Source organism: Nocardioides sp. LHG3406-4, assembly GCF_049897745.1.
Taxonomy (GTDB): domain Bacteria; phylum Actinomycetota; class Actinomycetes; order Propionibacteriales; family Nocardioidaceae; genus Nocardioides.
The window spans coordinates 470,055-492,923 of the sequence record NZ_JAFCWV010000001.1 but is presented as its reverse complement, the minus strand read 5'-3'; the positions used below and the strand labels follow the sequence as shown (position 1 = coordinate 492,923).

Annotated in this window: 22 protein-coding genes; 9 read left to right on the top strand and 13 right to left on the bottom strand. The window is 70.2% G+C overall.

Going from position 1 to position 22,869, the window contains the following annotated elements:
• Window positions 1-10: 10 nt before the first annotated feature.
• Together ACP7BP_RS02330 and ACP7BP_RS02325 are read left to right on the top strand one after the other, a co-directional pair.
• The gene (locus ACP7BP_RS02330; RefSeq protein WP_426242105.1) at window positions 11-1,552 is read left to right on the top strand and encodes an FGGY-family carbohydrate kinase; all 1,542 of its coding nucleotides are present in this window, start codon (window positions 11-13) and stop codon (window positions 1,550-1,552) included.
• Window positions 1,549-2,625, top strand: coding sequence for an aminopeptidase (locus ACP7BP_RS02325; RefSeq protein WP_426242103.1), 1,077 nt, complete (start codon window positions 1,549-1,551; stop codon window positions 2,623-2,625). Before ACP7BP_RS02330 ends, ACP7BP_RS02325 begins: the two co-directional genes overlap by 4 nt.
• A gap of 11 nt (window positions 2,626-2,636) precedes the next feature.
• Here the strand turns inward: ACP7BP_RS02325 and ACP7BP_RS02320 are convergent, their stop codons facing one another.
• The 6 genes from ACP7BP_RS02320 to ACP7BP_RS02295 form a co-directional block, all read right to left on the bottom strand.
• On the bottom strand, window positions 2,637-3,251 hold the full coding sequence (locus tag ACP7BP_RS02320; protein WP_426242101.1) for a DAK2 domain-containing protein: 615 nt from the start codon (window positions 3,249-3,251) through the stop codon (window positions 2,637-2,639).
• A gap of 1 nt (window position 3,252) precedes the next feature.
• Window positions 3,253-4,254, bottom strand: a complete 1,002-nt coding sequence (locus ACP7BP_RS02315; RefSeq protein WP_426242099.1) for a dihydroxyacetone kinase subunit DhaK — start codon at window positions 4,252-4,254, stop codon at window positions 3,253-3,255.
• Complete coding sequence (locus tag ACP7BP_RS02310) at window positions 4,251-5,369, bottom strand: ABC transporter permease (protein WP_426242097.1); 1,119 nt, start codon at window positions 5,367-5,369, stop codon at window positions 4,251-4,253. Before ACP7BP_RS02310 ends, ACP7BP_RS02315 begins: the two co-directional genes overlap by 4 nt.
• Window positions 5,366-6,403: an ABC transporter permease gene (locus ACP7BP_RS02305; protein WP_426242095.1), complete on the bottom strand. Its 1,038-nt coding sequence runs from the start codon at window positions 6,401-6,403 to the stop codon at window positions 5,366-5,368. The genes ACP7BP_RS02310 and ACP7BP_RS02305 overlap by 4 nt, the downstream gene beginning before the upstream one ends.
• Window positions 6,400-7,920 carry a sugar ABC transporter ATP-binding protein gene (locus ACP7BP_RS02300; protein WP_426242093.1) on the bottom strand — a complete coding sequence of 507 codons (1,521 nt, stop codon included), beginning with the start codon at window positions 7,918-7,920 and terminating at the stop codon, window positions 6,400-6,402. Before ACP7BP_RS02300 ends, ACP7BP_RS02305 begins: the two co-directional genes overlap by 4 nt.
• Before the next feature lie 68 nt (window positions 7,921-7,988).
• Window positions 7,989-9,026, bottom strand: coding sequence for an autoinducer 2 ABC transporter substrate-binding protein (locus ACP7BP_RS02295; RefSeq protein WP_426242092.1), 1,038 nt, complete (start codon window positions 9,024-9,026; stop codon window positions 7,989-7,991).
• A gap of 240 nt (window positions 9,027-9,266) precedes the next feature.
• On the opposite strand from ACP7BP_RS02295, the gene ACP7BP_RS02290 reads away from it, so the two are divergent.
• Together ACP7BP_RS02290 and ACP7BP_RS02285 are read left to right on the top strand one after the other, a co-directional pair.
• Window positions 9,267-10,067, top strand: coding sequence for a DeoR/GlpR family DNA-binding transcription regulator (locus ACP7BP_RS02290; protein ID WP_426242091.1), 801 nt, complete (start codon window positions 9,267-9,269; stop codon window positions 10,065-10,067).
• Entirely contained in the window at window positions 10,064-10,951 is an 888-nt protein-coding gene (locus tag ACP7BP_RS02285; protein ID WP_426242089.1) for an NAD(P)-dependent oxidoreductase, read from the top strand. The genes ACP7BP_RS02290 and ACP7BP_RS02285 overlap by 4 nt, the downstream gene beginning before the upstream one ends.
• A gap of 1 nt (window position 10,952) precedes the next feature.
• Here ACP7BP_RS02285 and ACP7BP_RS02280 read toward each other — a convergent pair whose 3' ends face one another.
• A complete protein-coding gene (locus ACP7BP_RS02280; RefSeq protein WP_426242088.1) occupies window positions 10,953-11,453 on the bottom strand; it encodes a hypothetical protein in 501 nt (166 codons plus the stop codon).
• A 311-nt stretch (window positions 11,454-11,764) separates the two neighbouring features.
• Complete coding sequence (locus ACP7BP_RS02275; RefSeq protein WP_426242086.1) at window positions 11,765-12,373, bottom strand: DUF6318 family protein; 609 nt, start codon at window positions 12,371-12,373, stop codon at window positions 11,765-11,767.
• A gap of 138 nt (window positions 12,374-12,511) precedes the next feature.
• Here ACP7BP_RS02275 and ACP7BP_RS02270 point away from each other — a divergent pair, with 138 nt between their 5' ends.
• Complete coding sequence (locus tag ACP7BP_RS02270; RefSeq protein WP_426242085.1) at window positions 12,512-13,084, top strand: hypothetical protein; 573 nt, start codon at window positions 12,512-12,514, stop codon at window positions 13,082-13,084.
• On the opposite strand, the gene ACP7BP_RS02265 is transcribed toward ACP7BP_RS02270, so the two are convergent.
• Window positions 13,077-14,363, bottom strand: a complete 1,287-nt coding sequence (locus ACP7BP_RS02265; RefSeq protein WP_426242083.1) for a phosphodiester glycosidase family protein — start codon at window positions 14,361-14,363, stop codon at window positions 13,077-13,079. The genes ACP7BP_RS02270 and ACP7BP_RS02265 overlap by 8 nt on opposite strands.
• 76 nt (window positions 14,364-14,439) lie before the next feature.
• Here ACP7BP_RS02265 and ACP7BP_RS02260 point away from each other — a divergent pair, with 76 nt between their 5' ends.
• Window positions 14,440-15,612 carry a site-specific DNA-methyltransferase gene (locus tag ACP7BP_RS02260; protein ID WP_426242081.1) on the top strand — a complete coding sequence of 391 codons (1,173 nt, stop codon included), beginning with the start codon at window positions 14,440-14,442 and terminating at the stop codon, window positions 15,610-15,612.
• Window positions 15,613-15,718: 106 nt separating this feature from the next.
• Here the strand turns inward: ACP7BP_RS02260 and ACP7BP_RS02255 are convergent, their stop codons facing one another.
• Window positions 15,719-17,107, bottom strand: a complete 1,389-nt coding sequence (locus tag ACP7BP_RS02255; RefSeq protein ID WP_426242079.1) for a WS/DGAT/MGAT family O-acyltransferase — start codon at window positions 17,105-17,107, stop codon at window positions 15,719-15,721.
• Between the two features lie 65 nt (window positions 17,108-17,172).
• Between ACP7BP_RS02255 and ACP7BP_RS02250 the strand changes: the two genes are divergently transcribed.
• Genes ACP7BP_RS02250 through ACP7BP_RS02240 form a run of 3 tightly spaced genes read left to right on the top strand, consistent with a single transcriptional unit; the run spans window position 17,173 to window position 20,688 of the window.
• Window positions 17,173-18,273: an FUSC family protein gene (locus tag ACP7BP_RS02250; protein ID WP_426242077.1), complete on the top strand. Its 1,101-nt coding sequence runs from the start codon at window positions 17,173-17,175 to the stop codon at window positions 18,271-18,273.
• Window positions 18,270-19,340 (top strand): DNA polymerase IV, encoded by a 1,071-nt coding sequence (locus tag ACP7BP_RS02245; protein WP_426242075.1) that lies wholly within the window; start codon window positions 18,270-18,272, stop codon window positions 19,338-19,340. The genes ACP7BP_RS02250 and ACP7BP_RS02245 overlap by 4 nt, the downstream gene beginning before the upstream one ends.
• Window positions 19,341-19,374: 34 nt before the next feature.
• Window positions 19,375-20,688, top strand: a complete 1,314-nt coding sequence (locus ACP7BP_RS02240; protein WP_426242073.1) for a threonine/serine ThrE exporter family protein — start codon at window positions 19,375-19,377, stop codon at window positions 20,686-20,688.
• Between the two features lie 72 nt (window positions 20,689-20,760).
• Here the strand turns inward: ACP7BP_RS02240 and ACP7BP_RS02235 are convergent, their stop codons facing one another.
• From ACP7BP_RS02235 to ACP7BP_RS02225, 3 genes are all read right to left on the bottom strand, one after another.
• A complete protein-coding gene (locus tag ACP7BP_RS02235; RefSeq protein WP_426242071.1) occupies window positions 20,761-21,294 on the bottom strand; it encodes a DUF402 domain-containing protein in 534 nt (177 codons plus the stop codon).
• Window positions 21,295-21,304: 10 nt separating this feature from the next.
• A complete protein-coding gene (locus tag ACP7BP_RS02230; RefSeq protein ID WP_426242069.1) occupies window positions 21,305-22,144 on the bottom strand; it encodes an SDR family NAD(P)-dependent oxidoreductase in 840 nt (279 codons plus the stop codon).
• A gap of 67 nt (window positions 22,145-22,211) precedes the next feature.
• Window positions 22,212-22,841 (bottom strand): hypothetical protein, encoded by a 630-nt coding sequence (locus ACP7BP_RS02225; RefSeq protein ID WP_426242067.1) that lies wholly within the window; start codon window positions 22,839-22,841, stop codon window positions 22,212-22,214.
• Between the last annotated feature and the right edge of the window lie 28 nt (window positions 22,842-22,869).

The window sequence follows — 22,869 nt, the reverse complement described above, 5'->3', positions numbered from 1 at the left end:
CATGGCGGCCGTGGCGACCGACCTCTTCCTCGGGATCGACGTGGGGACGTTCGAGACCAAGGGCGTGCTGGTCGACCAGACCGGAGAGGTCGTGGCCACCGCCCGGCTGCCCCACACCATGTCCGCCCCCGCGCCCGGCCGTGCCGAGCACGACGCCGAGACGGTGTGGTGGCGGGGCCTGTGCGAGGTCTCCCGCTCGTTGCTGGCCGACCCGGCCGTGACGGGTCGCGGCGACGACCTCCCGGTGAAGGTGACGGCGGTGGGGGTGAGTGCCATCGGGCCGTGCGTGCTGCCGACCGACGCCGACCTCGTCCCCCTCCGACCCGCCATCCTGTACGGCGTCGACACGCGCGCCACGGCGCAGATCGCCAGCCTCACCGAGCGGCTCGGGCGGGACGCCATCTTCGCGCGGAGCGGCAACCACCTGACCAGCCAGTCGGCGGGCCCGAAGATCCTCTGGCTCAAGGAGAACGAGCCGGAGGTCTACGAGCGGGCCGCCTACTTCATGACCAGCCAGACGTTCCTCGTCGCCCGGCTGACCGGCGAGGTCGTCATGGATCACGGCACCGCGGGGTACTTCCACCCGCTCTACGACCTGGGCAGCCGGCGCTGGGACCTGACCGGCTGCGAGGACGTCGTCTCCGAGCCGCGCCTGCCGCGGCTGGCCTGGGCGACGGAGGTGGCCGGCCAGGTGACCGAGGCGGCTTCCGCGGCCACGGGCATCGCCGTCGGCACGCCGGTCATCGTGGGCACCACCGACGCGCCGGCCGAGGCGGTCAGCTCCTCGGTGGTGGAGCCGGGGGACATGATGCTCATGTACGGCTCCTCGACGTACATGATCCAGATGCTCGACGAGCCGGCGCCCAACGACGTGCTCTGGTCGGCGCCGCACGTCTTCCCGGACACCTACGTCCTCGCGGCCGGCACCTCGACCGCCGGCACGCTGACGCACTGGCTCGCCGACCTGCTGGACCTGCGTTCGGGGACCCGCAGCAACGACGAGATGTTCGCCGCGCTGCTGGCCCTCGCGGAGGAGTCGGTCCCGGGCGCGCACGGCCTGCTCGTGCTCCCCTACTTCAGCGGAGAGCGCACCCCGCTCCATGATCCCGACAGTCGGGGGGTGATCGCCGGACTGACGCTGCAGCACACCCGGGCCGACGTCGCCCGGGCGGTGATCGAGGGCGTGGGCCATTCCGTCGCCGACGCACTCGCCGCGTACGACGACGCGGGCCGGCGCCCGAGCCGCGTCTTCGCCGTCGGCGGGGGCACCAAGAACCCGCTCTTCCTGCAGACCGTCAGCGACATCGCCGAGACGAGCCAGACCATCGCCGACACCACCGGTGCCGCCTTCGGGGACGCGCTGCTCGCGGCGTACGGCGTCGGCTTCCTGGAGGACCGGGCGGCAGTGCTGGCCTGGTGCCGGACGGGTCGCACCGTCGCGCCAGGCCCCGACAGCGAGTCGCTGCGCGCCGACCACTCCGACTTCCAGGCGCTCTACCGAGCCACCCGTGACCTCATCCACGCTCGAGCAGGCAACAGGGAGAACTCGTGACCAGCCGCTGGGCCCAGCTCGCCAGCCAGATCGCCGACGGCACGCAGGTCGCCAGCGGGTCGAAGGTGAGCATCTTCCTCACCGACCCCGACGCCATGCCAGCGGTGGAGGCCTTCGTAGACGAGGTCTACCGCCGGGGCGGCATCCCCCAGGTGCTGCTGACCGACGAGCGCTTCGACCGCTCGGCGGTGGCGTTCGCCTTGGCCGAGACGCTGGCGACCCCCGCTCCGCTGGAGGTGTCGTCGATGCTCTGGGCCGACGTCCACGTCTCCTTCCGCTCGATGGCGGTCCCGGTGCCGGGCCCGGTCGACGCCGAGCGGCTGGCCCTGCAGCGGCGCGGCAAGGGCGAGGTGTCCGCGCTGCGCTGGCAGCAGACGCGCTGGGCGCTCGTCCGCGTCCCGACTCCGGGGTGGGCAGCGCTCATCGGCGTCGACTACGACGACCTCCTCGACGAGTTCTTCGCCGGCTGCATCGACGACTGGGCGACCAAGCGGGGCGCCTGGGAGACCCTGGCGGCCGAGCTCGGCGCGAGCGACACGGTCCGCATCCTCAGCCCGGACACCGACCTCACGCTCCCCGTGGGCGGCCGCACCTGGGTGGTGTTCGCCGGCGAGGCGAACCTGCCCGACGGCGAGCTCGCCACGGCCCCGCTCGAGACGGGCGTGCACGGCCACATCACGTTCCCCGGCCTCTTCTGGTTCGCCGGATCCGAGATCGAGGGGCTCCGCCTGGAGTTCACCGACGGCGTCGTCACCGGCGTCTCCGCCCAGCGAGGGGAGGCGCTCGTGCGCGAGCTGCTGGCCACCGACCCGGGCGCGTCCCGCGTCGGAGAGCTGGGGATCGGGACCAACGCCGCCGTCAGGACCGTGACCGGCGACCTCCTGATCGACGAGAAGATCCTCGGCACCGTGCACATCGCGCTGGGTCGCGCCTACCCCCAGTGCGGCGGCACGAACGAGTCGTCGCTGCACTGGGACATCGTGAAGGACCTGCGTGCGCCCGGGTGCCACCTCTACGTCGGCGACCGCGCGTTGATCGCCGACGGCGTCGCGGACCCGGTGCTCGCCGGCTGACGGCGTTCGGCTCAGGCCCGGGGCGTCGGCCAGGACTCGAGGAACCTCAGCAGCGCGGTGGCCCCGGGGTCCTGCAGGCCGATGCTGCGTTCCTGCAGCCAGGACGCCCGGCCGCGCCGGGACTGGAGGCCCTTGGTGTCGACCACGCCCTTCTCGGCCGCCGCGATGGCCGACCGCAGGCCGGCGACCCCGTCGGGCGCTGCCGCGAGCGCCTCGACGGCAGGCACCAGGGCGTCGAGGACCGTCTTGTCCCCGACCTCGGACTTGCCCCGCTTGGAGATGCTCTCCGCGGCGGCCCGGCCGAACTCCACTGCCTCCACCTGGCCGATCTCGGGCTTGTCGGCCCACGCCTTCGAACCAGCCAGCAGCGCTCCCGCGACCAGCGCGGCCATCGTGGACGGGTTGGCGTTGGCGAACGCCTTGGCACACGCCTTGGCGATCTCGGCGGGCGTGACGGTGTCGTCCAGCGTCTCGAGGGCTGTCACCACCGCCTTGGCGCCGGAGGAGATCGTGATGCCGAGATCCCCGTCGCCGAGGGCGGCGTCGAGGTCGCGCAGCTCGTCGGAGTGGGTGGCGATCTGCGTCATCGACTCGGTGATCGCCGACTTGAGCTCAGGTGCCTGCATGTCAGCCCTCCCGGAAGAACGGGGACTCGGCGCGCGCGTTGAGCAGCGCCAGGCGGTCGTCGTCGAGCCTGAGCACGGAGATGGACGCGCCGGCCATCTCGAGGCTGGTGGCGTACTGGCCGACGTAGCTCTTCTCGATCTGCACGCCCGCCTCGCCCGCGAGCTGGCTGACGCGGCGGTAGAGCACGTAGAGCTCCTCCAGCGGGGTGGCGCCCAGGCCGTTCACGAGCACCGCCACGCGGTCACCCGAGCTCAGCCCCAGGTCCTCGAAGATCGGCCGGGTCAGCCGGTCCGCGATCTCGTCGGCAGTCTCGAGACGGCCTCGATGGATGCCGGGCTCGCCGTGGATGCCGATGCCGATCTCCATCTCCCCGTCGGGGAGCTCGAAGGTGGCCTTCCCGGCAGTCGGGAGGATGGTCGGCGAGAGCCCGATCCCCATGGTCCCGGTGTTGTCCACGGCGGCCTGCGCGATGGCGGCCACCTCGGCGAGGCTGTCGCCGCGCTCGGCCGCGGCCCCGGCGCACTTGTAGGCGAACAGGATGCCCGCGACGCCCCGGCGGTCGGCCCGGCGCTCCCTCGGCTGACTGGCCACGTCGTCGGTGCCCAGCACCGTCGCGGTCTCGATGTCCTCGAGCTCGGCCAGGTCGGCGGCGAGGTCGAAGTTCAGCACGTCCCCGCCGTAGTTGCCGTAGAGGTAGAGCACCCCGGCTCCGCCGTCGACCGCCTTCGTGGTCTCGAAGACCTGCTCGGAGGACGGCGAGGAGAACACGTTGCCGATGGCCACGCCCGAGCAGAGACCCTCGCCGACGTACCCCTTGAACAGCGGCAGGTGACCGGAGCCACCCCCGGTGACGATGCCCACCTTGCCGCTGACGGGGGCGTCCGCGCGCACGAGCACCCGGCGGTCCTCGCCCGGGGTCTTCACCAGGTCCGGGTGGGCCAGCAGGATGCCCTCGATGAACTCGTCGACGAAGGTCTCCGGGCTGTTGATGATCTTCTTCATGACTTCCTCAACCCCTGTAGCGGCACGTTCATGGTGGACTTCGGAGACTTGGGTACGGCGGAACGACGGCGCCTCGTCGTGATCTGGTCGAGCACCATCACGACGATGAGGATCGCACCCTGGGCGATGGCGTAGTCGTAGGACGTGAGCCGGAGGATGTTGAACCCGCTGGAGACGATCTGCAGCGTCAAGGTGGCGAGCACGACGCCGAGCACCGTGCCGAATCCGCCGTTCGGGTTGGTGCCGCCGAGGACGGCGATCACGATGACGAGCAGCACGTACGACGACCCGTAGTCGGCGCTCGCCGTGGGGTTGCGGCTGACGAACAGGATGCCCGCGACCGCGGCCAGGGCACTGCTGAGAAGGTAGGTGAGCATCAGGGTGCGCTCGGTGCGGATGCCGGAGAAGCGGGCCGCCACCGGGTTGGCGCCCTGCAGCAGGATGCTCGAGCCGAGCGCGGTGCGGTTGATGACGACGGCCAGCACGACGGCCACCAGCACCAGCACCACGAAGAGTGCCGGCACCCCTGCGACCGCGGTCTGCCCGAAGGTGGTGAGCGCCTGCGGGGCGCCGTACAGCGTCTTGCCGCCCGTCCACACGAGGGCCAGGCCGTTGAGAATCTGCATCGTGCCGAGCGTGGCAAGGATCGGCGTGATGCCGACCTTGGCCACCAGAAGTCCGTTGAGGAGCCCGCCGGCCAGGCCGACCAGCAGGCCAGCCAGGACGATGAGGAGTACGACGCCTGGACCTGCGGACTCGCCGAACTCGGTGGACAGCACGGAGATGGTGATCGCGGTCATGTTGGCGATCGCTACGACCGACAGGTCGATGCCGCCGGTGAGCATGGCCAGCATGATCGCCAGCGCGAGCAGACCGATCTCAGGCGCCGCGATGGCGATGTTCTGGAGGTTGAGGGGGTTGAGGAAGATCGTGGGCCGGGCGATGGCGAAGATCGCGAACGCGACGACCGTCAGCACGATCATCCGCACGACTCCGTGCTGGACGTGGAACCGGCCGATGGCCGCGGAGACCGCGTTGTCGACACGCTGGTGCGCGTCGACGCTCGCCGTCGCCGCCTCGGAGTCGGACTGTGGGCGTCCGGGCTCGTTCGTCACGTCGGCACCGCTTCCTTGTGGACGAAGACTCTCCGGGAGGCACGGCGGGCGTTGATCGCCTGGACGCCGACACCGATGACGAGCAGCAGCCCCACCGCGGTGCGCTGCCAGGTCGACGGGATGCCCACCAGGATGAGGCTGTTGTTGATCAGCTGGACCAGGAGGACACCCAGCACGGTGCCGAGCACCGAGCCGCGGCCGCCGAAGATGGACGCGCCCCCGAGCACGACTGCCGCGATCACGTCGAGCTCGGTGCCAAGGAGGTCCTGCGGGTTGGCGCTGCGGGTGAGCGTCACGTGCAGAACGCCGCCGAACGCGGCGAGGACGCCGGCGAGGACACAGACGGCGAGCTGGACGTTCACCACGGAGAAGCCGACGCGGCGAGCCGCCTCGATGTCGTCCCCGATGGCGAAGATGCCGCGCCCGAACATGGTGTTGCGCAGCATCGCGTTGACCGCGATGCACAGCACGATCACCGGCACGACCAGCGCGTGCAGCGACACGGTCTCACCGCCGGAGGGCACCTTCAGCAGGCTCATCGTGGAGAAGCTGCTCATGCCGCTGGGCAGGTCGGCGATGTAGCGGGACCCGACGTAGGCCAGCAGAACCCCCTTGAAGATGCCCTGTGTCCCGAGGGTCACGATCAGGGTGGGCAGTCTGAACCGGGAGATCAGTCCACCGTTCACCAACCCGAGCAGGGCCCCGATCCCCAGCGAGATGACGAGGATCCCGACCACGCCCAGATCCGGGACGCTCCCGTTCTCCACGAGTACGACGGTGGTGTAGGCGGCGAAGATCGCGATCGCCGGGAACGAGACGTCGATGCCGCCGGAGATGATCACGATCAGGACGCCCAGCGCGAGCACGGTCGGCACGATCGAGGAGCGCAGGATCGAGAAGATCGTGCCGGCGCTCAGGAAGTCGGAGCTCACGATCGACATCACGACGACGATGAGCAGCAGGATCAGGGCCAGGGCGCCCTCGTTGTTCGCGCCCCGGAGCGAAGTGAGGCGGAAGGAGCGCAGGGAGCTCATGCGGCCATCGCTCCCTGGATCGCGTCGAGCTCGATCTCGTCACCGGTGAAGGTGGCGGACAGCCTGCCCTGGTGGACCACGAGGACCCGGTTGCACACCGCGACGAGCTCGGGCACGTCGTCGGAGATCACGATGATCGCCATGCCGGCGGCGGCCTGGGCGCGGAGGATGGTCAGGATCTCCTCCTTGGAGCCCACGTCGACGCCCACCGTCGGGCCGTTCAGCATCAGCACCTTCGGGTGGTTCGCCAGCCACTTCGCCAGGACGACCCGCTGGGCGTTCCCGCCCGACAGGCTCCGGACCGGGGCGGCGACGTTGGGGGCCTTGATGCGCAGGCTCTGGAACTGCTCGGTGATGGTGCGCGCGATCCGGCTGCGGTCGAGCAGCCCGGCCCGCCGCCGGTGCCGGTTCAGCGAGCTGGCGATGACGTTGTCGGCGATCGACTTGTCCAGGAACAGTCCCTGCGTCAGCCGGTCCTCGGGCACGTACCCGATGCCGGCCCGGATGGCGTCCGGGATGCTGCGGATGGTCACCGGCCGGCCGTCGACCATTGTCGTCCCGGACTCCGCCTGGATGACGCCGAAGAGGGCCTCGGCGATCTCCGAGCGGCCCGAGCCGAGCAGCCCGCTCAGGCCGAGGATCTCGCCCGGATGCAGGTCGAAGCTGATGTCCTGGAAGGCACCCGGCAGCGACAGGTCGCGCACGCTCAGGACCGGGTCGCGGTCGTAGCGAGGCTCGTTCACCAGCCGGGACTCGTCGATGTCCCGCCCGGTCATGTAGCGCGAGACCGAACGGCGGTCGAAGTCCTCGGCGGGCCCGGAGATGATGAGCTGACCGTTGCGCAGGATGGTGACGTCCTGCGCGACCTGCAGCGCCTCCTCGAGCTTGTGGCTGACGAAGACCAGCGCGACGCCGCGATCCTGCAGCTTGCGGACGAGCCCGAACAGCCGCTGGACCTCGGAGTGGGTGAGCGCTGTCGTCGGCTCGTCCATGATGATCACCCGGGCGTCGTTGACCAGCGCGCGGCAGATGGCGGTCAGCTGCTTGTCCGCGACCGACAGGCGCTCGACGTCCTTGTCGAGGTCGAGCGTCAGGCCGAGCTCGTCGACGATGCGCTGGGCTGCGGGGCGGTTGGCGCCGGGCGAGAAGACCTTGCGCCGGTTCGCGACCGCGGACGTCAGCACGATGTTCTCGGCGACGGTGAGGCTGGGAAACAGGGAGAAGTCCTGGTAGATGACCTGGATGCCCAGTCGGATGGCATCCTTCGGCGCCATGTGGGAGTGCGACACCCCGTCGATCACGATCTCACCGGAGTCGGGTCGCTCTGCTCCGCTGATGATCTTGATCAGCGTCGACTTGCCGCACCCGTTCTCGCCCGCGAGGGCGTGGACGTGGCCCGCGGTGAGGGCGAGCGAGACGCCGCCGAGCGCCGTCACCCCGCCGTACGTCTTCACGATGTCGCGGACTTCCAGGACAGGCGCCCCGGCCTGGCCCGAGGCCGGCTCTTCTGCACTCATCACAATGCTCCCTCAAGGAAGGGGCCCACTGCGTGCGACGGCAGTGGGCCCCACTCGATCGTGCGCGCTCAGAAGTCGAAGTCGTCGACGTTGTCCTTGTCGACGATCAACGTGGCCTCACCGCTGAAGGCGTTGGTGGTGCCCTCGATCGGCTTCAGGGACTCGTAGCCCTTGACGCCGAGGTCGGTGCCCTCCTCGATCTTCTTGCCCTGGGCGATCAGCTCGGCCGCGGCGAGCTGGGCCTCGCCGGCGAGAGCCGGGTCCCACAGGAAGGCCTTGTCGATGGAGCCGTCAGCGAGGTACTTCTTCGCCACGGACGGGATCGAGGTGCCCATCACGCAGATGGAGTCCTGCTTGCCGGCCTCCTGGACCGCGCGAGCGATGCCGGCCACGTCGGTGCCCGCCGACCCCTGGAAGCCCTTGATGTCGGGGTACTTGGCGAGGATCTCCTTGGCCCGGTCGTAGGCCACACCCTCGTCCTCCTTGGACTCGATCGGGTCGGAGACGCGTGTGATGCCCGGCGCGTTCTCCTTCATGTAGGCCAGCCCACCGGCCACCCAGTCCATGTGGGTCTTGGCGGTGAGCCCGCCGACGAAGGCGGCGTACTGGCCCTTGCCGCCCATGCAGTCCGCCAGGTTCTCGCCGATGAGACGTCCGTAGGAGTCGTTGTCGAAGGCCTCGATGTCGGCGTCGACGTTCTCCATCCCGGCCGCCTCGTGCGACACCACGACGACACCCTGCTTGCGAGCCGAGGCCAGCACGTTCTCCAGCGCCTCGGGGGAGTTGGGGACGACCGTGATGGCCGTGGGGTTCTGCGGGAGCAGGTCCTGGATGATCTGGATCTGCTTCTCCGGGCTGGCGTCGTCCGCGCCCTGCTGCCGCGCGTCGATCCCGGTCCGGTCGGCGAAGGCGTTGACCCCCTCCTCCATCCGGTCGAACCAGCCGACGCCGGTGAGCTTGACGACGGTGACCATCGACATGTCCTCGGGGGCGAGGTCACCCGACGTGTCCGCTGCTCCACCCGAGCCGCCCGTCGTACTGCATGCGGCGAGGGCGAGGGTCGCCGCACCGACGACGAGGGCCTGGTAGCCCGTGCGCTTCATCATTTCCTGACTCCTTCATGGGCGAGCGTGCCGCTCGTGGACAGACGTTCCCCGCGACCTGTCGTGTCGTCGTACGACGCCAGGCGGGCGCTCCTAGGGACTCGTAGCGTGCTCCCGCTGTTGCCCGAATGTCAACGTTTCTGACGGAATTCGGTCATGAACGCGCGCTAAACGTGCAGGTTCGTGCAGGCGCGTGCCCGTATTCGTCCCCTACACTGGCCACGCCCATGAGGAGGTGCCCCCTTGAACAGTCCGCGACGGAGCGCGATCCTGACGCAGATCCGGGAGTCCGGGTACCTCGACGTGACCACGCTCGCCGACACGTTCGGCGTCGACCAGTCGACGATCAGGCGCGACCTGAGCAAGCTGGAGGCCAGCGGTCTGGTCCGTCGCAACCATGGGGGTGTGTCGGCCGCGGACCCCGTCGTCCGCCAGGACACCGCCTTCAGCGTGAAGGAGGGTCAGCACCGAGCGGAGAAGGCAGCGATCGGCGCGGCGATGGCCGACCGGATCGGCTCAGGGCAGACCGTGCTCCTCGACAGCGGCTCGACGACGCTCGAGGTGGCTCGCCACCTGGCCAACCACCAGGGCCTCACGATCATCACCAACGACCTGCGCATCGGGGTCGAGATCGCCGACCAGGCCAGCTCCCACCTCGTCGTCCTCGGCGGCGAGCTCCTGCCGCAGGTCTACACGCTGTGGGGGGACAACGCGATCAAGCAGCTCGAGCGGCTCAAGGTGGATGTCGCCGTGTTCGGTGCCGACGCGGTGAACGCCAACGGCATCACCAACACGAACGGCTACGAGGTCGCCCTCAAGCGCGCCATGCACGAGATCGCCACGTCGTCCTTCCTGGTGGCCGACAGCTCCAAGTTCGAGCGCCAGGCCCTCTTCGAGGTCCTCTCGCTGCAAGACATGACCGCGGGGATCACCGACGAGCTCTTCGACCCGATCCGCGCCGCCGACTACCCGATTCCGATCATCCGCGTGGCCGTGCCCGACGGGCCGAGCCCTTCAACCTCTATCAATGGAGATCAACTGTGAGCACGATTGCGTTTACCGGCCTCGGGACGATGGGCCGCGGGATGGTGGCCAACCTCGTGCGCGCGGGTCATCAGGTCACCGTGTGGAACCGCAGCCCGGTCGCGAGCGACGACGCCCAGCTGATCGGCGCCCAGCGCGCCGCTAGCCTGCCCGAGGCTGTGGCCGGCGCCGACTTCGTGCTCTACTGCCTCGCCGACGACGAGGCGGTGCAGCAGGTCGTCCTGGCTCCCGGCGGCCTCGCAGAGTCGGTCGACACCGGCTCCATCGTCATCGACCTGTCCACGATCTCGCCCGGCCAGAGTGCCGCCGAGGCGGAGGCCTTCGCCGCCCGGGGTGTGCGCTTCCTCGACGCCCCCGTCTTCGGGTCGAAGGGCGAGGCCGCCGCTGGCGGGCTGTGGGTCGTCGCGGGAGGGGACCGCGAGACCTTCGATGCGTCCCGCGATGTGCTCGATGCGATCAGCGAGACGGTGCACTACATGGGCGGTTCCGGCAACGGCGCCAAGATGAAGCTCGTCGGCAACCTCATCGTCGCCGCTCAGCTGGAGGCGCTCGGGGAGTCGCTGTCGCTGGCTAAGAAGGCCGGCCTGGACCTCGACGACGTGCTCGGCGTCCTGAAGGTCACCGACTTCCGCTCGCCGATCTTCGACGGCGTCGGGTCGGCGGTTGTGGCGGGGGACTACTCGCCCAGCTTCGCGCTCAAGCTGATGCTCAAGGACGGGCGACTCGTGAAGCAGTTCGCGCAGGACCTCGAGGTCAAGGTCCCGGGCACCGAGGCGACCGTGACAACCATCGAGCGTGCGGTCGAGAGCGGCTGGGGCGAGGAGAACGCGTCGGCGCTGATCAAGGTGCTCGCCGCCGACGCCGGCGTGGACCTGGCCCGATAGCTCAGTTGACGAGAGTCGGCTTCGCTTCGAGCACGTCGAGCTGCTGGGCCGCTCCGACCTTGGTGACGGTGCCGTCGACTGCTCCCTGAGCCTCGCCGTTGAGGGTCCAGGTGGCCGACCAGGTGATGTCGACGCTGACCGGGAGGTCCTGGGCCGTCTTCACGTACATGTGGTGGATGAGGTCCGTCGGCTCGTCGCCGTCCTGGTACTTCCTGCCGGCCGTGTCGGTGGTCTGCTGGGTGCCGTCGCCGTGATGCCACACGAAGGTCTCGGGAGTGAGGGTGAAGACGACCTGCTGGCCGAGTACGTCGAGGGGCGGGGCTGTATAGGTCTGCGCCTGGGTCGAGAAGATGGTCGGCAGGTTGACCAACGTCTCGCCGTCGGGTGGCTGGACCGTGATCACGGCCTCGGGGAGAGCGACCCTCTCCAGCTCTTTGCGGGGATCGACGGGCGGCGTGTTGGTTGGGTCGGGGTCGCCCGGACACTGCTCGTATTGGTCCAAGAGTTCGTCACGGTAGGTCTTGACCCAGAGATCGGGGATCGAGCCATCAGCGCAACGCTTGACCTCGTGACACGTCGCGGCGCCAAAGGTTTCGCAGGCCTTGCCTACTTCGGACCACGTCCCGGGTTCTTGCGAGGGCGGTGTCTTCGAAGCGTCCGTGTCTGAGGAATCGCCCGGCTCGCCGCCCTCCCTGCCCTTGGCGATGACGCCTCCGTCTCCTGTTTCAGTGCCAGTGTCGTCGGCCATGGACCCGCTTGGACACAGGATTGCCACGCTCGCGAAAAGTAGGCAAAGCCCCCGGATGAGCGCCCTCATTTCCCCTCCCAACTTGCGACCTTGAAACCGGAGCCACTGCTCAGGAGGCTCATCACGATTGATTGATTGGTCGCGTCGTGCTCGATGGGTGACGCTGAGGCCGTCGCACGCTCGGTTGAAGGGGCGCTTGTCAGGCTCACCTCGGCGACGAAGGAGCGGACTCCCGCGCCCTCTGCGCCGGGATCGACTTTTACGCGGGTGATCGAGTACTCACCACCGCGCAGGTATCCACCTTTGCGATACGACCTCTCGAAGTAGTCAGCGGAGCGCGAGCACGTGACGCAGGACGGCAGTGCCACTTCGCGGAACGCCTTCACGTGCCCCGTGGCCTGCACGTAGTTGGCGAGGGACCAGTAGTACCGAATGAACGCCTCCGCCGCAGCCTCGTCGTTCCCCTTGGCCTCGGGCGGGAGCGTCGGCTCCACAGCGGCGTCGGCGGTGCGCGACGGAGTCGTCGTTGTACTCGGAGAGGGATCCGACGAGGGGGGCATCTTCGGCTCCGGGTCGTCGCCGCAGCCGGCGAACAGGAGCGCCAGGGCCGCCAGGGCGGCGAGTCTCCGCCGTGTCGAGGGCCGTGCCGAGGGCCGTTTCGAGGGCCGGGTCATGAGTACCTGCTTCCCGAGAGTCAGAACCAGAATCCCGAGAATATGCGTCAAAGTCGCCTCGGTTAAACCGTCCGAGGCTCCCCTGTGGACAACTCGCCCGTCCGGGAACTCGACGCGACTCGCTAACGTCGGAACACCATGCGACGAAATCTCGGCATCCCCAGCCTCGGCCTGGCGACCCTGCTCACGCTGGGTCTCGCTGCCTGCGCCCAGGACCCGAACGACTCGGCGACCGACCCGTCGAGCGAGACCTCCCAGGCGGGCGAGCCGAGCACGGAGGCGTCAGAGCCGTCAGAGCAGCCCACCGACGAGCCCTCTCCCGAGATCGGCGACGACGGTCCCGTCCCGTTCAGCCAGGTCGCGATGCTGACCAACACCGAGGAGGGGGGCACGGTCTCGACCACGCCCGTGCCCCTCGACTCGGAGGCGGCGGTGGAGGAGTTCGCGTCCCAGTTCACCGGCGCCCGGATGGCCGAGGACATCCGGGCAGCGGTGGCGACCGCGCCCGAGATCGACGCCGACCAGACGCTGGTCGGCGCCGTACTCGTCATCGGCTGCGACCGGCCCACGGCTCTGCGGGTCGAGCGGGTCGACGGCGCCGTACAGGTCTCTCCGGTGATGTCGAAGCGTCAGGTGCAGTGCTTCGCGACGATGACGTCGGTGGCGATCCTCGTCGTCGACACCGTCAAGCTTGGCCCGATCGTCAGCTGACGGGACGCGAGAAGACGCCGATGCCGTTGGGCACCAGGCGCTCGTGGCCGTCCGACGGGGAGTTGAGTACGGCGAGCTGACCTGTCGGCGTGTGCCCGACCATGGTCGACGACCCACCGCCGTCGAGGTTGAGCGCGTTCTCGGCACCGAGGGCCGCCATCATGTTGGCCAGCTCGACCATCGTGTAGCCACGGCTGAACGACTGGCGTCCGTCGATCACCAAGATGAGCACCTTGCCGCCGTCGGCGTCGATGCCGATCGCGGTGCGGGGGTGGGCCAGCACGTCGTTGATGACGACGCGCGAGCCGTTGGTCAGCAGCGGACGGTCGCCGCTGATCGCCATCGTCGGCGACGACGCGAGCGACTCGACGACGGTGGCCTTCTCGCCGACCTTCACCTTCTTGAGCATCTTGGTGGCCATGCCTCGAGCGACGAAGACCAGCCCCTTGCCGCGGATCCTCAGCCCCTCCGACACCTTGGTCTTGTTGGACCGCACGCGGCCGCCGACCACGACGACCTCGCGGACCCGCTTCTGACCGGCGGTGACCGACGAGCCCTGGGTGGGACCCCAGTTCTTGTCGAAGACGCCGATGCCGTTGGCCTGGATGCTCGGCGAGTTGTGGTTGGAGAACTTCAGCTTCGGGTGCTGCTTCAGCTTGCCCTTGTAGGGCAGCGGGCCGATATAGGGGTGGCCGTCGGCGCCGACGTAGAAGGAGTTGTTCCAGCCGGCCTTGGGAGCGTGGCGCATGCCGAGCTCGCGGTCCTTGCCGACTCCCAGCGGGGCACCGGTGTCACCGATGTCGAAGAAGTCACCGTTGACCGCTGCCACGGCGCCGGCCTTGGCGGCCAGCTCGCTCACCGGCTTGCGGACCGGCACCTTCGCGGGGGCCACGAGATCGAGCTCGTTGGCGGGGTTGTTGATGTCGATGGTGAGCAGCTGGGCGCGGATCTGACCGACCGGCTGTCGTCCGTCGATCTGGTCCCACTGGCGGAAGTTGATGCCGGGCGCCATGTCCCACGAGACCTCGTTGGCGATCGTGACCTTTCGCCGGCCGGCGGGCAGGTCCTGGGCGACCCATCCGGCGATCCCGTCACTGCTGTGCTTCGGGTGCTCGGCCGTGCCGGTGCCGGGCGCTCGCTGTCCGTCGGCGAGGGCCGTCGGCGGAGCCGGCGTGGTCTGTCCGGCCGACGAGGGGGCGGCCGCTCCGAGCGAAGCGACGACGCAGGCCGTGGTGGCCAGGCTGAGGGCGGGCAGGACAAAGCGCTTGAGGGAAGGCATGCGCTCCAGAGTAAACAACCCAGATGGCGACCGCCGGCAACCGCTGGACCATGTGTGTCGCCAGTAGGGTCGCCGCGTGGACCCGAGGCCGTGGAACGTGTTCGTGGAGGGTGACAACCTCGACGTGCTGGCGACCATCGCGCCGGGTTCGGTCGACCTTGCGTACGCCGATCCGCCGTACAACACGGGCAACGACTTCGCCTACGCGGACCGCTACGGCGGCCATGCTGCCTGGACCGCGATGATGCGGCCCCGGCTGGAGGCCGCCCGCGAGACCCTGGCGGAGACCGGCGCGATCTTCCTGAGCATAGACGACAACGAGGTCGCGCACCTGCGCCTGCTGATAGACGAGGTGTTCGGCGAGGCGAACTTCCTGGCCCAGATCGTGGTCAACCTCAACGCCAAGGGACGCCAGCTCGGCGGGGGCTTCGCGACGAGCCACGAGTACCTGCTCGCCTACGCGCGCGACGCCCGGCGCTGCGTGCTCGACGCCAGCACCACCGACACCGTCGACCCCGCCGACTTCCCGGAGACCGCAGCCGACGGGCGCCGCTACCGCAACCTCCCGCTGCGCAACACCAACAAGAAGTTCAACCCCGTCACGGCCCGCACCCTCCACTTCCCGGTGTACGGCGACCCGCACGGCGGCCGGGTCGCGACCGCACCGTTCGACGGCGGCCTCGAGGTCTGGCCGGTCTTCGGCGACGGCGGGCCCGCGGTCTGGCGCTGGTCGCGCCCGCGCATCGACGAGCGTGCCGACGACCTGGTGTGCCGCACCATCCGCGGTCGGCAGGGTGAGCGCGTCGACGTCTTCCAGCGCGACTGGCTGCACCCGGACGTCCCGGGAGGCCGCCGCAAGAAGCTGCGCACGATCTGGCTGGCGCAGGAGATCGGGTCGACCGACACAGCTGTGGCGGAGCTCAAGGAGATCGTCGGCCACGTCTTCGAGTCGCCGAAGCCGACCGGGCTGATCCGGCGGATCCTCGGCACGATGCCGGCCGACGCGACGGTCCTCGACTTCTTCGCCGGCAGCGGCACGACCGGCCACGCCGTCGCGCTGGCCAACACCGACGACGGTGGGCGTCGCCAGTGCATCTCCATCGAGGTCGGGCAGCCCACGCGTCCCGGCTCCAATGCGGAGCTCGCCGGACTCGCCACCGTCGCCGACATCACCCGCGCCCGGCTGCGCGCCGTCGACGTACGACTCGGTGGTGGGTTGGTCGAGGCGCGCGACAAGATGCCCACCTGAACGCTGCGGCCAGCCACCTCTGCCGTCGTTCCTTGCGGTTCGTGGGCGTCGCAACGCTGGCAAACCGTGGTGATCCCCGGATATCCGGGGATCACGACGACGACGACTACGAAACCCCGGCCGCCCGCTCCAGTGCCCCGAGCTCGTGGTCGAGGTAGCCCAGCAGCCGTTGCAGGTGGGGCACGGTGCGGCGGCAGCCGGTGAGCCCGAAGCACATCAGGCCGGCGTACGACGTGCACGTGATGTTCAGCGCCATGCCGTGGATCGGGATCGAGAGCGGGTAGGTGCCCACCAGCCGCGCTCCGTTGAAGTACTGCGTGGTGCGCGGACCCGGCACGTTGCTGATGATCACGTTGTACGGCGGCCGCACGATGCCCTGCATGCGCAGGAGCGGCGTCAGGATCGCCGGCGCCTGGCCGAGCGCGCTCATCGCGAGGATCTGCACGGGCGTCATCGACGACAACGCCTCCTTGCCGTCCTTCATCGAGGCGTGCACCGAGCGCAGCCGGGCTCCCGGGTCGGTGAGCTCGGTGCCCATCCTGACCATGATCGACCCGAGGGCGTTGCCGCCCTCAGTCGACGCGATGTGCGACTGCTTGGCGTTGAGCCCGACCGGCACCATCGCGACCAGGCTCTGCTCGGGCAGCGCGTCGAAGTCCAGGAGGTAGGACCGCAGCGCGCCGGAGCACATGGCGATGACGACGTCGTTGATGGTGGTGCCGGTGACCTTCCCGACGCCGCGGATCCGCTCGATCGGCCAGTCCTGCGCGGCGAAGCGCCGCGAGCCGGTGACCTGCTGGTTGAGCATCGTCCGGGGGGCGTAGAGGGACACCGCGGACGCCTCGTTGCGCACGCTCTTGGTGAGGGTCTTGATCAGGGCGGCGGGCATGCCGGCGGCCTCGGCGGTGATGCCCAGCGCCGTACGCAGGGCCTGGCCGGGGATGTCGGCGACGTCGGCCGCCTCGGCGGCCGGCTCCTCGCGGTAGCCCCAGGGCGGCGGCATCCCGCGCGTGGCTGGGTCGGGCGACAGCACGCTGGCCATCAGCCGGATGGCGGCGACCCCGTCGACGAGTGAGTGGTGGACCTTGGTGTACATCGCGACCCGACCGTCACGCAGGCCCTCGATCACGTGTGCCTCCCAGAGCGGGCGCTCCCACGCGAGCCGCGAGCTGTGGAGCAGGCCGCACAGGTCCAGCAGCTCGCGCACCCGCCCCGGCTTGGGCAGCGCGCTGTGCCGCACGTGGTGCTCGATGTCGAACTGCTCGTCCTGCTCCCACACCAGGTGACCGGCCGTGCGCAGCGACCGGTGCGGATGCTTGAGGAACAGCGGGGCGATGCGCTCGGTGCCGCTCATGTGCTCGTAGAGCTCCCGCCCGTACCCCCGGCCCGCGCCCTCCGGCTTGCGGAACAGCTGCAGCCCGCCGACGTGCATCGGCATGGCACGGTTCTCGGCCAGGAGGAAGCCCAGGCCAGTGGGGTCGATCGGGGTCACCATCTTGTGATCCTCGCGGCCACGTGGTTGCGCCACAAGGACCTCCTCCGTCTGGCACGATCGGCCCCATGGAGGCGACGCCGCTGGATCGGGCCTGGAGCCGCAGCCGCACCTCGGTCCGGACGCGCGTCGACCGGTGGCGCGCCAAGCGGTTCCAGATCGCCCAGTGCGCGCTGGCCGCTGGGGCCGCGTGGCTCATCGCGGCCGACCTGCTCGGGCACCAGACCCCGTTCTTCGCCCCCATCGCGGCTGTGGTGAGCCTCGGCACGTCGTACGGCCAGCGGCTGCGCAGGGTCGCCGAGGTCACCATCGGGGTGGCGCTCGGGGTGCTGCTCGGCGACCTGCTCGTCGCCTGGCTGGGCACCGGCTGGTGGCAGCTCATGCTGATCGTCGCGCTCGCCATGACGACCGCGTTCCTGCTCGACGGCGGCCAGCTCTTCGTCACCCAGGCCGCGGTGCAGTCGATCGTCATCAGCACCCTGGTGCCCGATCCCGGCCAGGCGCTGACGCGCTGGACCGACGCGCTGGTGGGCGGTGCGGTGGCACTCGTCGCGGCCACCGTGGTGCCTGCCGCGCCGTTGCGGCGCCCACGGGAGCAAGCGGCCGTGGTGGTGCGCAAGGTCGCCGAGCTGCTCCGGGCGTCGGCGGACATCATGCTCGACGGCGAGGTCGAGCCGGCCCTCGAGCTGCTGGCCGACGCGCGGGCCACCGACTACCTCATCAACGAGCTGCAGTCGGCGGCCGACGAGGGCCTCTCGGTGGTGGCGTCCTCGCCGTTCCGGGTGCGCCACAAGGGACAGGTACGCCGGATGGCCGACCTCGTCGACCCGCTCGACCGGGCGCTGCGCTCGACGCGGGTGCTGGTGCGGCACACCGCCGTCGCGGCGTACCACCGCCGACCGGTCCCGGGCTCCTACGCCATCGTGGCCCGCGAGCTGGCGGCGGCGGCCGACGTGGCCGCCGACGAGCTGGCCGCCAACCGGATGGCCGAGGCGGCCCGGCCGGCGCTGCTCGAGGTCGGTCAGGCGACCGGCAAGGTCGAGCGCTCCGACATCCTCACCGCCGAGGTCGTGCTGGCCCAGCTGCGGGCGGTGGTCGCTGACCTGCTGCTGCTGACGGGGATGGGTCCCCTGGAGGCGTCCGACGCACTGCCTCCGCCACCGCGATGACCGCGTCCTGGGTGCTGCACGTCGACCTCGACCAGTTCATCGCCGCGGTCGAGGTGCTGCGCCGTCCCGAGCTCGCCGGCCTGCCTGTCATCGTCGGCGGCCGGGGCGACCCCACCGAGAGGGCGGTCGTGTCGACCGCGTCGTACGAGGCCAGGGAGTACGGCGTCGGGTCGGGCATGCCGCTGCGGATCGCCGCGCGCAAGTGCCCCGAGGCGGTGATCCTGCCGGTCGACCACAAGGCGTACGACGTCGCCTCGGCCCGGGTGATGGCGACCCTGAAGTCCCTCACCTGGGACGGCGACTCGGTCGTGGTGGAGGTGCTCGGTTGGGACGAGGCGTTCGTGGCGGCCCGTGGCGCGGTGGCCACCGGTGGGCGCGACCCGTTCGAGTTCGCGCGGCAGATCCGCGAGCAGGTGCTCGCCGCCACCGGACTGCACTGCTCCGTCGGGATCGGCGACAACAAGCTGCAGGCCAAGATCGCCACCGACTTCGGAAAGCCCCGGGGCGCCTACCGGATCAGCAGCGAGACCTGGTTCGACGAGATGGGCGACCGGTCGGTCACGGCGCTGTGGGGTGTCGGCAAGAAGACCGCGAAGCGGCTCAGCCCGCTCGGCATCGAGACCGTGCGCCAGCTCGCCGAGACCGACGTCGCGGCGCTGGCCGCCGAGCTCGGCCCGACGATGGGGCCGTGGTTCCACCGACTGGGCCGGGGTGTCGACACCAGCCCGGTCAGCGACGAGCCGTGGGTGCCCCGCGCCCACGGGCGCGAGGAGACCTACCAGCGCGACCTCGAGTGGCCGGAGATCCCGGACGCCGTACGCGCTCTGACGACGCGCGTCGTCGCCGACATCGACCGGGAGGGCCGGCCCGCCGCGCGCGTGCACCTCAAAGTGAGGTACCCCAACTTCTTCACCGTCACCCGGGTCCGCACGCTCAAGGAGGCGACCAACGACCCGGACGCCCTGGGCGACGTCGCGGTGTCGCTGCTCGAGCGGGTGGAGCAGGTCAAGCCGGTCCGGCTGCTCGGCGTACGCCTGGAGATGGTGCCGCCCGAGGGCGGCTACTGAGCCGCCGACGCAGGGCTCGGTAGCGTCGCCTCCGATGAGCGACGTCAAGGAACTCAACCTCACCATCGACCTGTGCCTGCGCATCGGCGAGGTGCTGCTCTCCTCGGGTGCCGGCGCGGCCGACGTGACCGCGGCCATGGGCTCTGTCGCGCACCACCTCGGCCTGCGCAACCCCGAGATCGACGTGACGTTCACGTCCTTGGCTATGAGCTATCAGTACGACGAGGAGGAGCCCGCGCTGTCGATGATCCGCAACGTCAAGCACCGCGACATCGACTACCGCGACCTCACCGCCGTCGACCACCTGGTGCGCGACGTCCTCGACGACCGGGCCGACGTCTACCTCGCCCGCACCCGGATGGCCACGATCGTCTCCGTCGGCCACCCGACGCCGCGCTGGCTGATCACCCTCGCCTGGGGCGTGATGTGCGCCAGCGTCGCGTTCTTCCTCGGTGGAGGCCTGGTCGTCGCCGGCATCGCGAGCCTCGCCGCCATGAGCATCGACCGGCTCCAGCTCGTGATGGCGAGGCGTCGGCTGCCGACGTTCTACTTGCAGGTCGCGGGAGGAGTGGTGGCGACGCTCTTCGCTCTGGCGGCCGCGGCCACCGAGATCGACGTCGACCCATCGCTGGTCGTCACCGCGAACATCGTCATGCTGCTCGCCGGGGTGGGCTTCATGGGCGCCCTGCAGGACGCGCTGACCGGCTTCTACGTCACCAGCGCCGCGCGCCTGATGGAGGCCCTGCTCGCGACGGCCGGCATCATCGCCGGGGTGAGCGGTGGGCTCTCGCTGGGCAAGGCGATCGGGGTCGACGTGGGCCGGCTGGAGCCCGGCTACTCGGGCTGGGAGGCGACCTGGGTGCTGGTGGTCGGTTCGGCGGTGTGCGCCGCGGCGTTCGCGTTCGCGTCGTACTCCCCGATGCGGGCGCTGCTGCCGATCGCGGCTCTCGCCGCCGGGGGCGCGGGCGTCTACCGCCTCGTCGACGAGGCGGGCCTGGGCCGCACGTGGGCCGCGGGCTCGGCGGCGTTCGTGATCGGGCTGGTGAGCTACTTCGTGGCCGGACGGGTGCGGGTGCCGCCCCTGGTGATCGTGGTGTCGGCCGTCGTGCCGCTGCTCCCCGGGCTCTCCATCTATCGCGGCCTGTCGTTGCTCGCCGAGGGCGGCGGCCGGGTGTCCCTGGGCCTGCTGGCCATGGTGACGGCTGCGGGCGTCGCGATCGCGCTGGCCTCCGGCGTGATCCTCGGCGAGTACGTCGCGCAGCCGCTCCGGCGGGAGGCGCGGCGCCTCGAGGACCGCCTCGCGGGCCCGCGGCTGGTGGGTCCCCTGCGGACGCGCGGTCGCCGCTGACCCGCCGCCGGGCGGGGTAGTCCGGTGCATTTCAGGGCTCTCAAAGCCGTTTCAGCCCCATTTTGCCCCGGACTACCCCGCCAAAGCGCTGAGCCGGGCCAGCCAGAGCAGGTGGCTCCCGTCGTACGGCGGCAGCCTGTCGCGCACCGCCGCGTGCACGTGGTCGCAGCTCGCGCAGGCGGCCCGCACCAGCTCCTCCGGGTAGCCCAGCGACACCCGGTGCTGGGCGAACTCGTCCTCGTCGTCGACCCAGACCCGCCCGTTGGCGCCACGCACTACGTCGAGGTCGAGGTCGACGGAGCGGACCACCGAGCCGTCCCAGACCGGCGGCGTCGCGATGTCGACGTACACCTGCACCGGGCCCTGCGGAGAGTGGAACGCCGCCATCCAGCCGCGCTCGGCCAGGTCGACGTGCGGCAGGAGCCCGACCTGGTCGTACGGCGCCGTGTAGTCCGCACCCGGCCGGTGGAACTCGGTGCCCTCGGGGAAGCCGATCCAGTCGCCGTGCTGGTCGGTCCCGAGGTAGACGCCGGGGTAGGCCCAGTGCGGATGGTCGCCCCACTTGGTGATCTCGCAGCGGACCAGGTCGCCGGGGGAGAGGGTCACCCGGGCGAATCTACTTCTTGGGCGGGACGACCCGGCTGCTCAGCCGGGCCACGACGTCCTGGTAGCGCGATCCGGTGAGCCGGGCGAAATGGTGCAGGAGATGGGCGTCGGCGCCGACCAGCACGCGCGCCTTCCCGGCCAGCGCGCCGTCGAGGATGATCCGCGCCGCCTTCTCAGCCGGCATCCGGGCCAGCCTCCTCTCGAAGAGCCGGTCGATGGCCTCGGCGTCCTCGCCGGGGTTCTTCCGGCCGTTGCGGGAGATCCCGGTCCTGACGCCTCCGGGGTGCACGCACGTGACGGTGACGGGGTGACCGGCCACGAGCATCTCCTCGCGGAGGGCCTCGGTGAAGCCGCGGACGGCGTACTTGGTGGCGTTGTAGGCCGACTGCCCGGGCATCGAGACCAGGCCGAAGAGCGAGGAGACGTTGACGATGGCGCCGTCGCCGGAGGCGATGAGGTGCGGCAGGAACTCCTTGGTGCCGTGTACGACGCCCATCAGGTTGACGCCGACGATCCAGTCGAAGTCGTCGTAGCTCAGGTGCTCGAAGTCGCCCGTCGCGGTGACGCCGGCGTTGTTGACCACCAGGTTGACCCGGCCCAGCTGGTCGGCGACCGCCGCGGCCCACTGCGCCATCGCGGCCCGGTCGGAGACGTCGACCACGTCGGCTCGCACGTCGCGCACCCCGGCGGCCTTGACCAGGTCGACGGTCTCGGCGAGGCCGTCGGCGTTCCAGTCGGAGAGGGCCAGCAGCGCCCCGCCGCGTGCTGCGCGGAGGGCCAGCTCGCGGCCGATGCCGGAGCCGGCGCCCGTGATGACGACGACCTTGTCGGTGACGGTCTTCAGGCTCATGCCATCGATCCTAGGGACGAGCTGCTGCGGGCGCTGACGCTCTCGCTGCCGCAGCTGGTCGCGCTCGTCAGTCCTTGAGCTCGCAGATGACGGCGCCCTGGGTGACGGTGGCGCCGACCTCGGCGTGGAGGCCGGTGACGGTGCCGGTCTTGGGGGCTGTTCGTGGCGCGGTCGGGATCAAGGTGGCGATCGCGGGTACGACGGTCATGAAGAGGACGAGTCGTGTGACGTCGGGGCTGTGAAAGGTGAGCTCGCCGTACTTGTTGACGACGAACCCGGTCAGCAGGGCCCACGCGACGACTGCAATGGGCAGTCGCCAGCGGAGCGCGAGGCCGGCAGTCGCGAGTGTCGCGACGATCGCCGTGATGGTCGTGGTTGCGAGCAGGGAGGCGTTGCCCACCGCGGTGGCGAAGAGGGTGAGGACGAGAGCTGTGTTGGCGATCGCGAACCGGATGCCCGGCTCGGCGAGCAGCGAGGGTTCGGAGGCAGCCTGAGAAGGCCGGGCGCCCCTTCCTGCGTAGTTCGCGGGTGGCCGGCAGGTGGCCTGGCTCGCCGGGTCCTTCACCGACTCCGCCGAGGGGGATCGAGGAGTGCTGGCTGCCAGCCCAGCAGGCTCCAGTACGCAGCGTGTGCTCCGGGCCTGCTGGGCGTGGCTGAACGACGCGACCCGATCGACGTCCTCATACCGAGAACCCATTGGTTGAGCCCGATCTGCATCGGATCAC

Coding starts and splice junctions, on each gene's coding strand:
- ACP7BP_RS02320 (WP_426242101.1), bottom strand. CDS start 3,251: ATGCAGGCACCTGAGCTCAAGTCGGCGATCACCGAGTCGATGACGCAG.
- ACP7BP_RS02315 (WP_426242099.1), bottom strand. CDS start 4,254: ATGAAGAAGATCATCAACAGCCCGGAGACCTTCGTCGACGAGTTCATC.
- ACP7BP_RS02305 (WP_426242095.1), bottom strand. CDS start 6,403: ATGAGCTCCCTGCGCTCCTTCCGCCTCACTTCGCTCCGGGGCGCGAAC.
- ACP7BP_RS02300 (WP_426242093.1), bottom strand. CDS start 7,920: ATGAGTGCAGAAGAGCCGGCCTCGGGCCAGGCCGGGGCGCCTGTCCTG.
- ACP7BP_RS02295 (WP_426242092.1), bottom strand. CDS start 9,026: ATGATGAAGCGCACGGGCTACCAGGCCCTCGTCGTCGGTGCGGCGACC.
- ACP7BP_RS02275 (WP_426242086.1), bottom strand. CDS start 12,373: ATGACCCGGCCCTCGAAACGGCCCTCGGCACGGCCCTCGACACGGCGG.
- ACP7BP_RS02270 (WP_426242085.1), top strand. CDS start 12,512: ATGCGACGAAATCTCGGCATCCCCAGCCTCGGCCTGGCGACCCTGCTC.
- ACP7BP_RS02265 (WP_426242083.1), bottom strand. CDS start 14,363: ATGCCTTCCCTCAAGCGCTTTGTCCTGCCCGCCCTCAGCCTGGCCACC.
- ACP7BP_RS02255 (WP_426242079.1), bottom strand. CDS start 17,107: ATGGTGACCCCGATCGACCCCACTGGCCTGGGCTTCCTCCTGGCCGAG.
- ACP7BP_RS02250 (WP_426242077.1), top strand. CDS start 17,173: ATGGAGGCGACGCCGCTGGATCGGGCCTGGAGCCGCAGCCGCACCTCG.
- ACP7BP_RS02245 (WP_426242075.1), top strand. CDS start 18,270: ATGACCGCGTCCTGGGTGCTGCACGTCGACCTCGACCAGTTCATCGCC.
- ACP7BP_RS02240 (WP_426242073.1), top strand. CDS start 19,375: ATGAGCGACGTCAAGGAACTCAACCTCACCATCGACCTGTGCCTGCGC.
- ACP7BP_RS02230 (WP_426242069.1), bottom strand. CDS start 22,144: ATGAGCCTGAAGACCGTCACCGACAAGGTCGTCGTCATCACGGGCGCC.
- ACP7BP_RS02225 (WP_426242067.1), bottom strand. CDS start 22,841: ATGGGTTCTCGGTATGAGGACGTCGATCGGGTCGCGTCGTTCAGCCAC.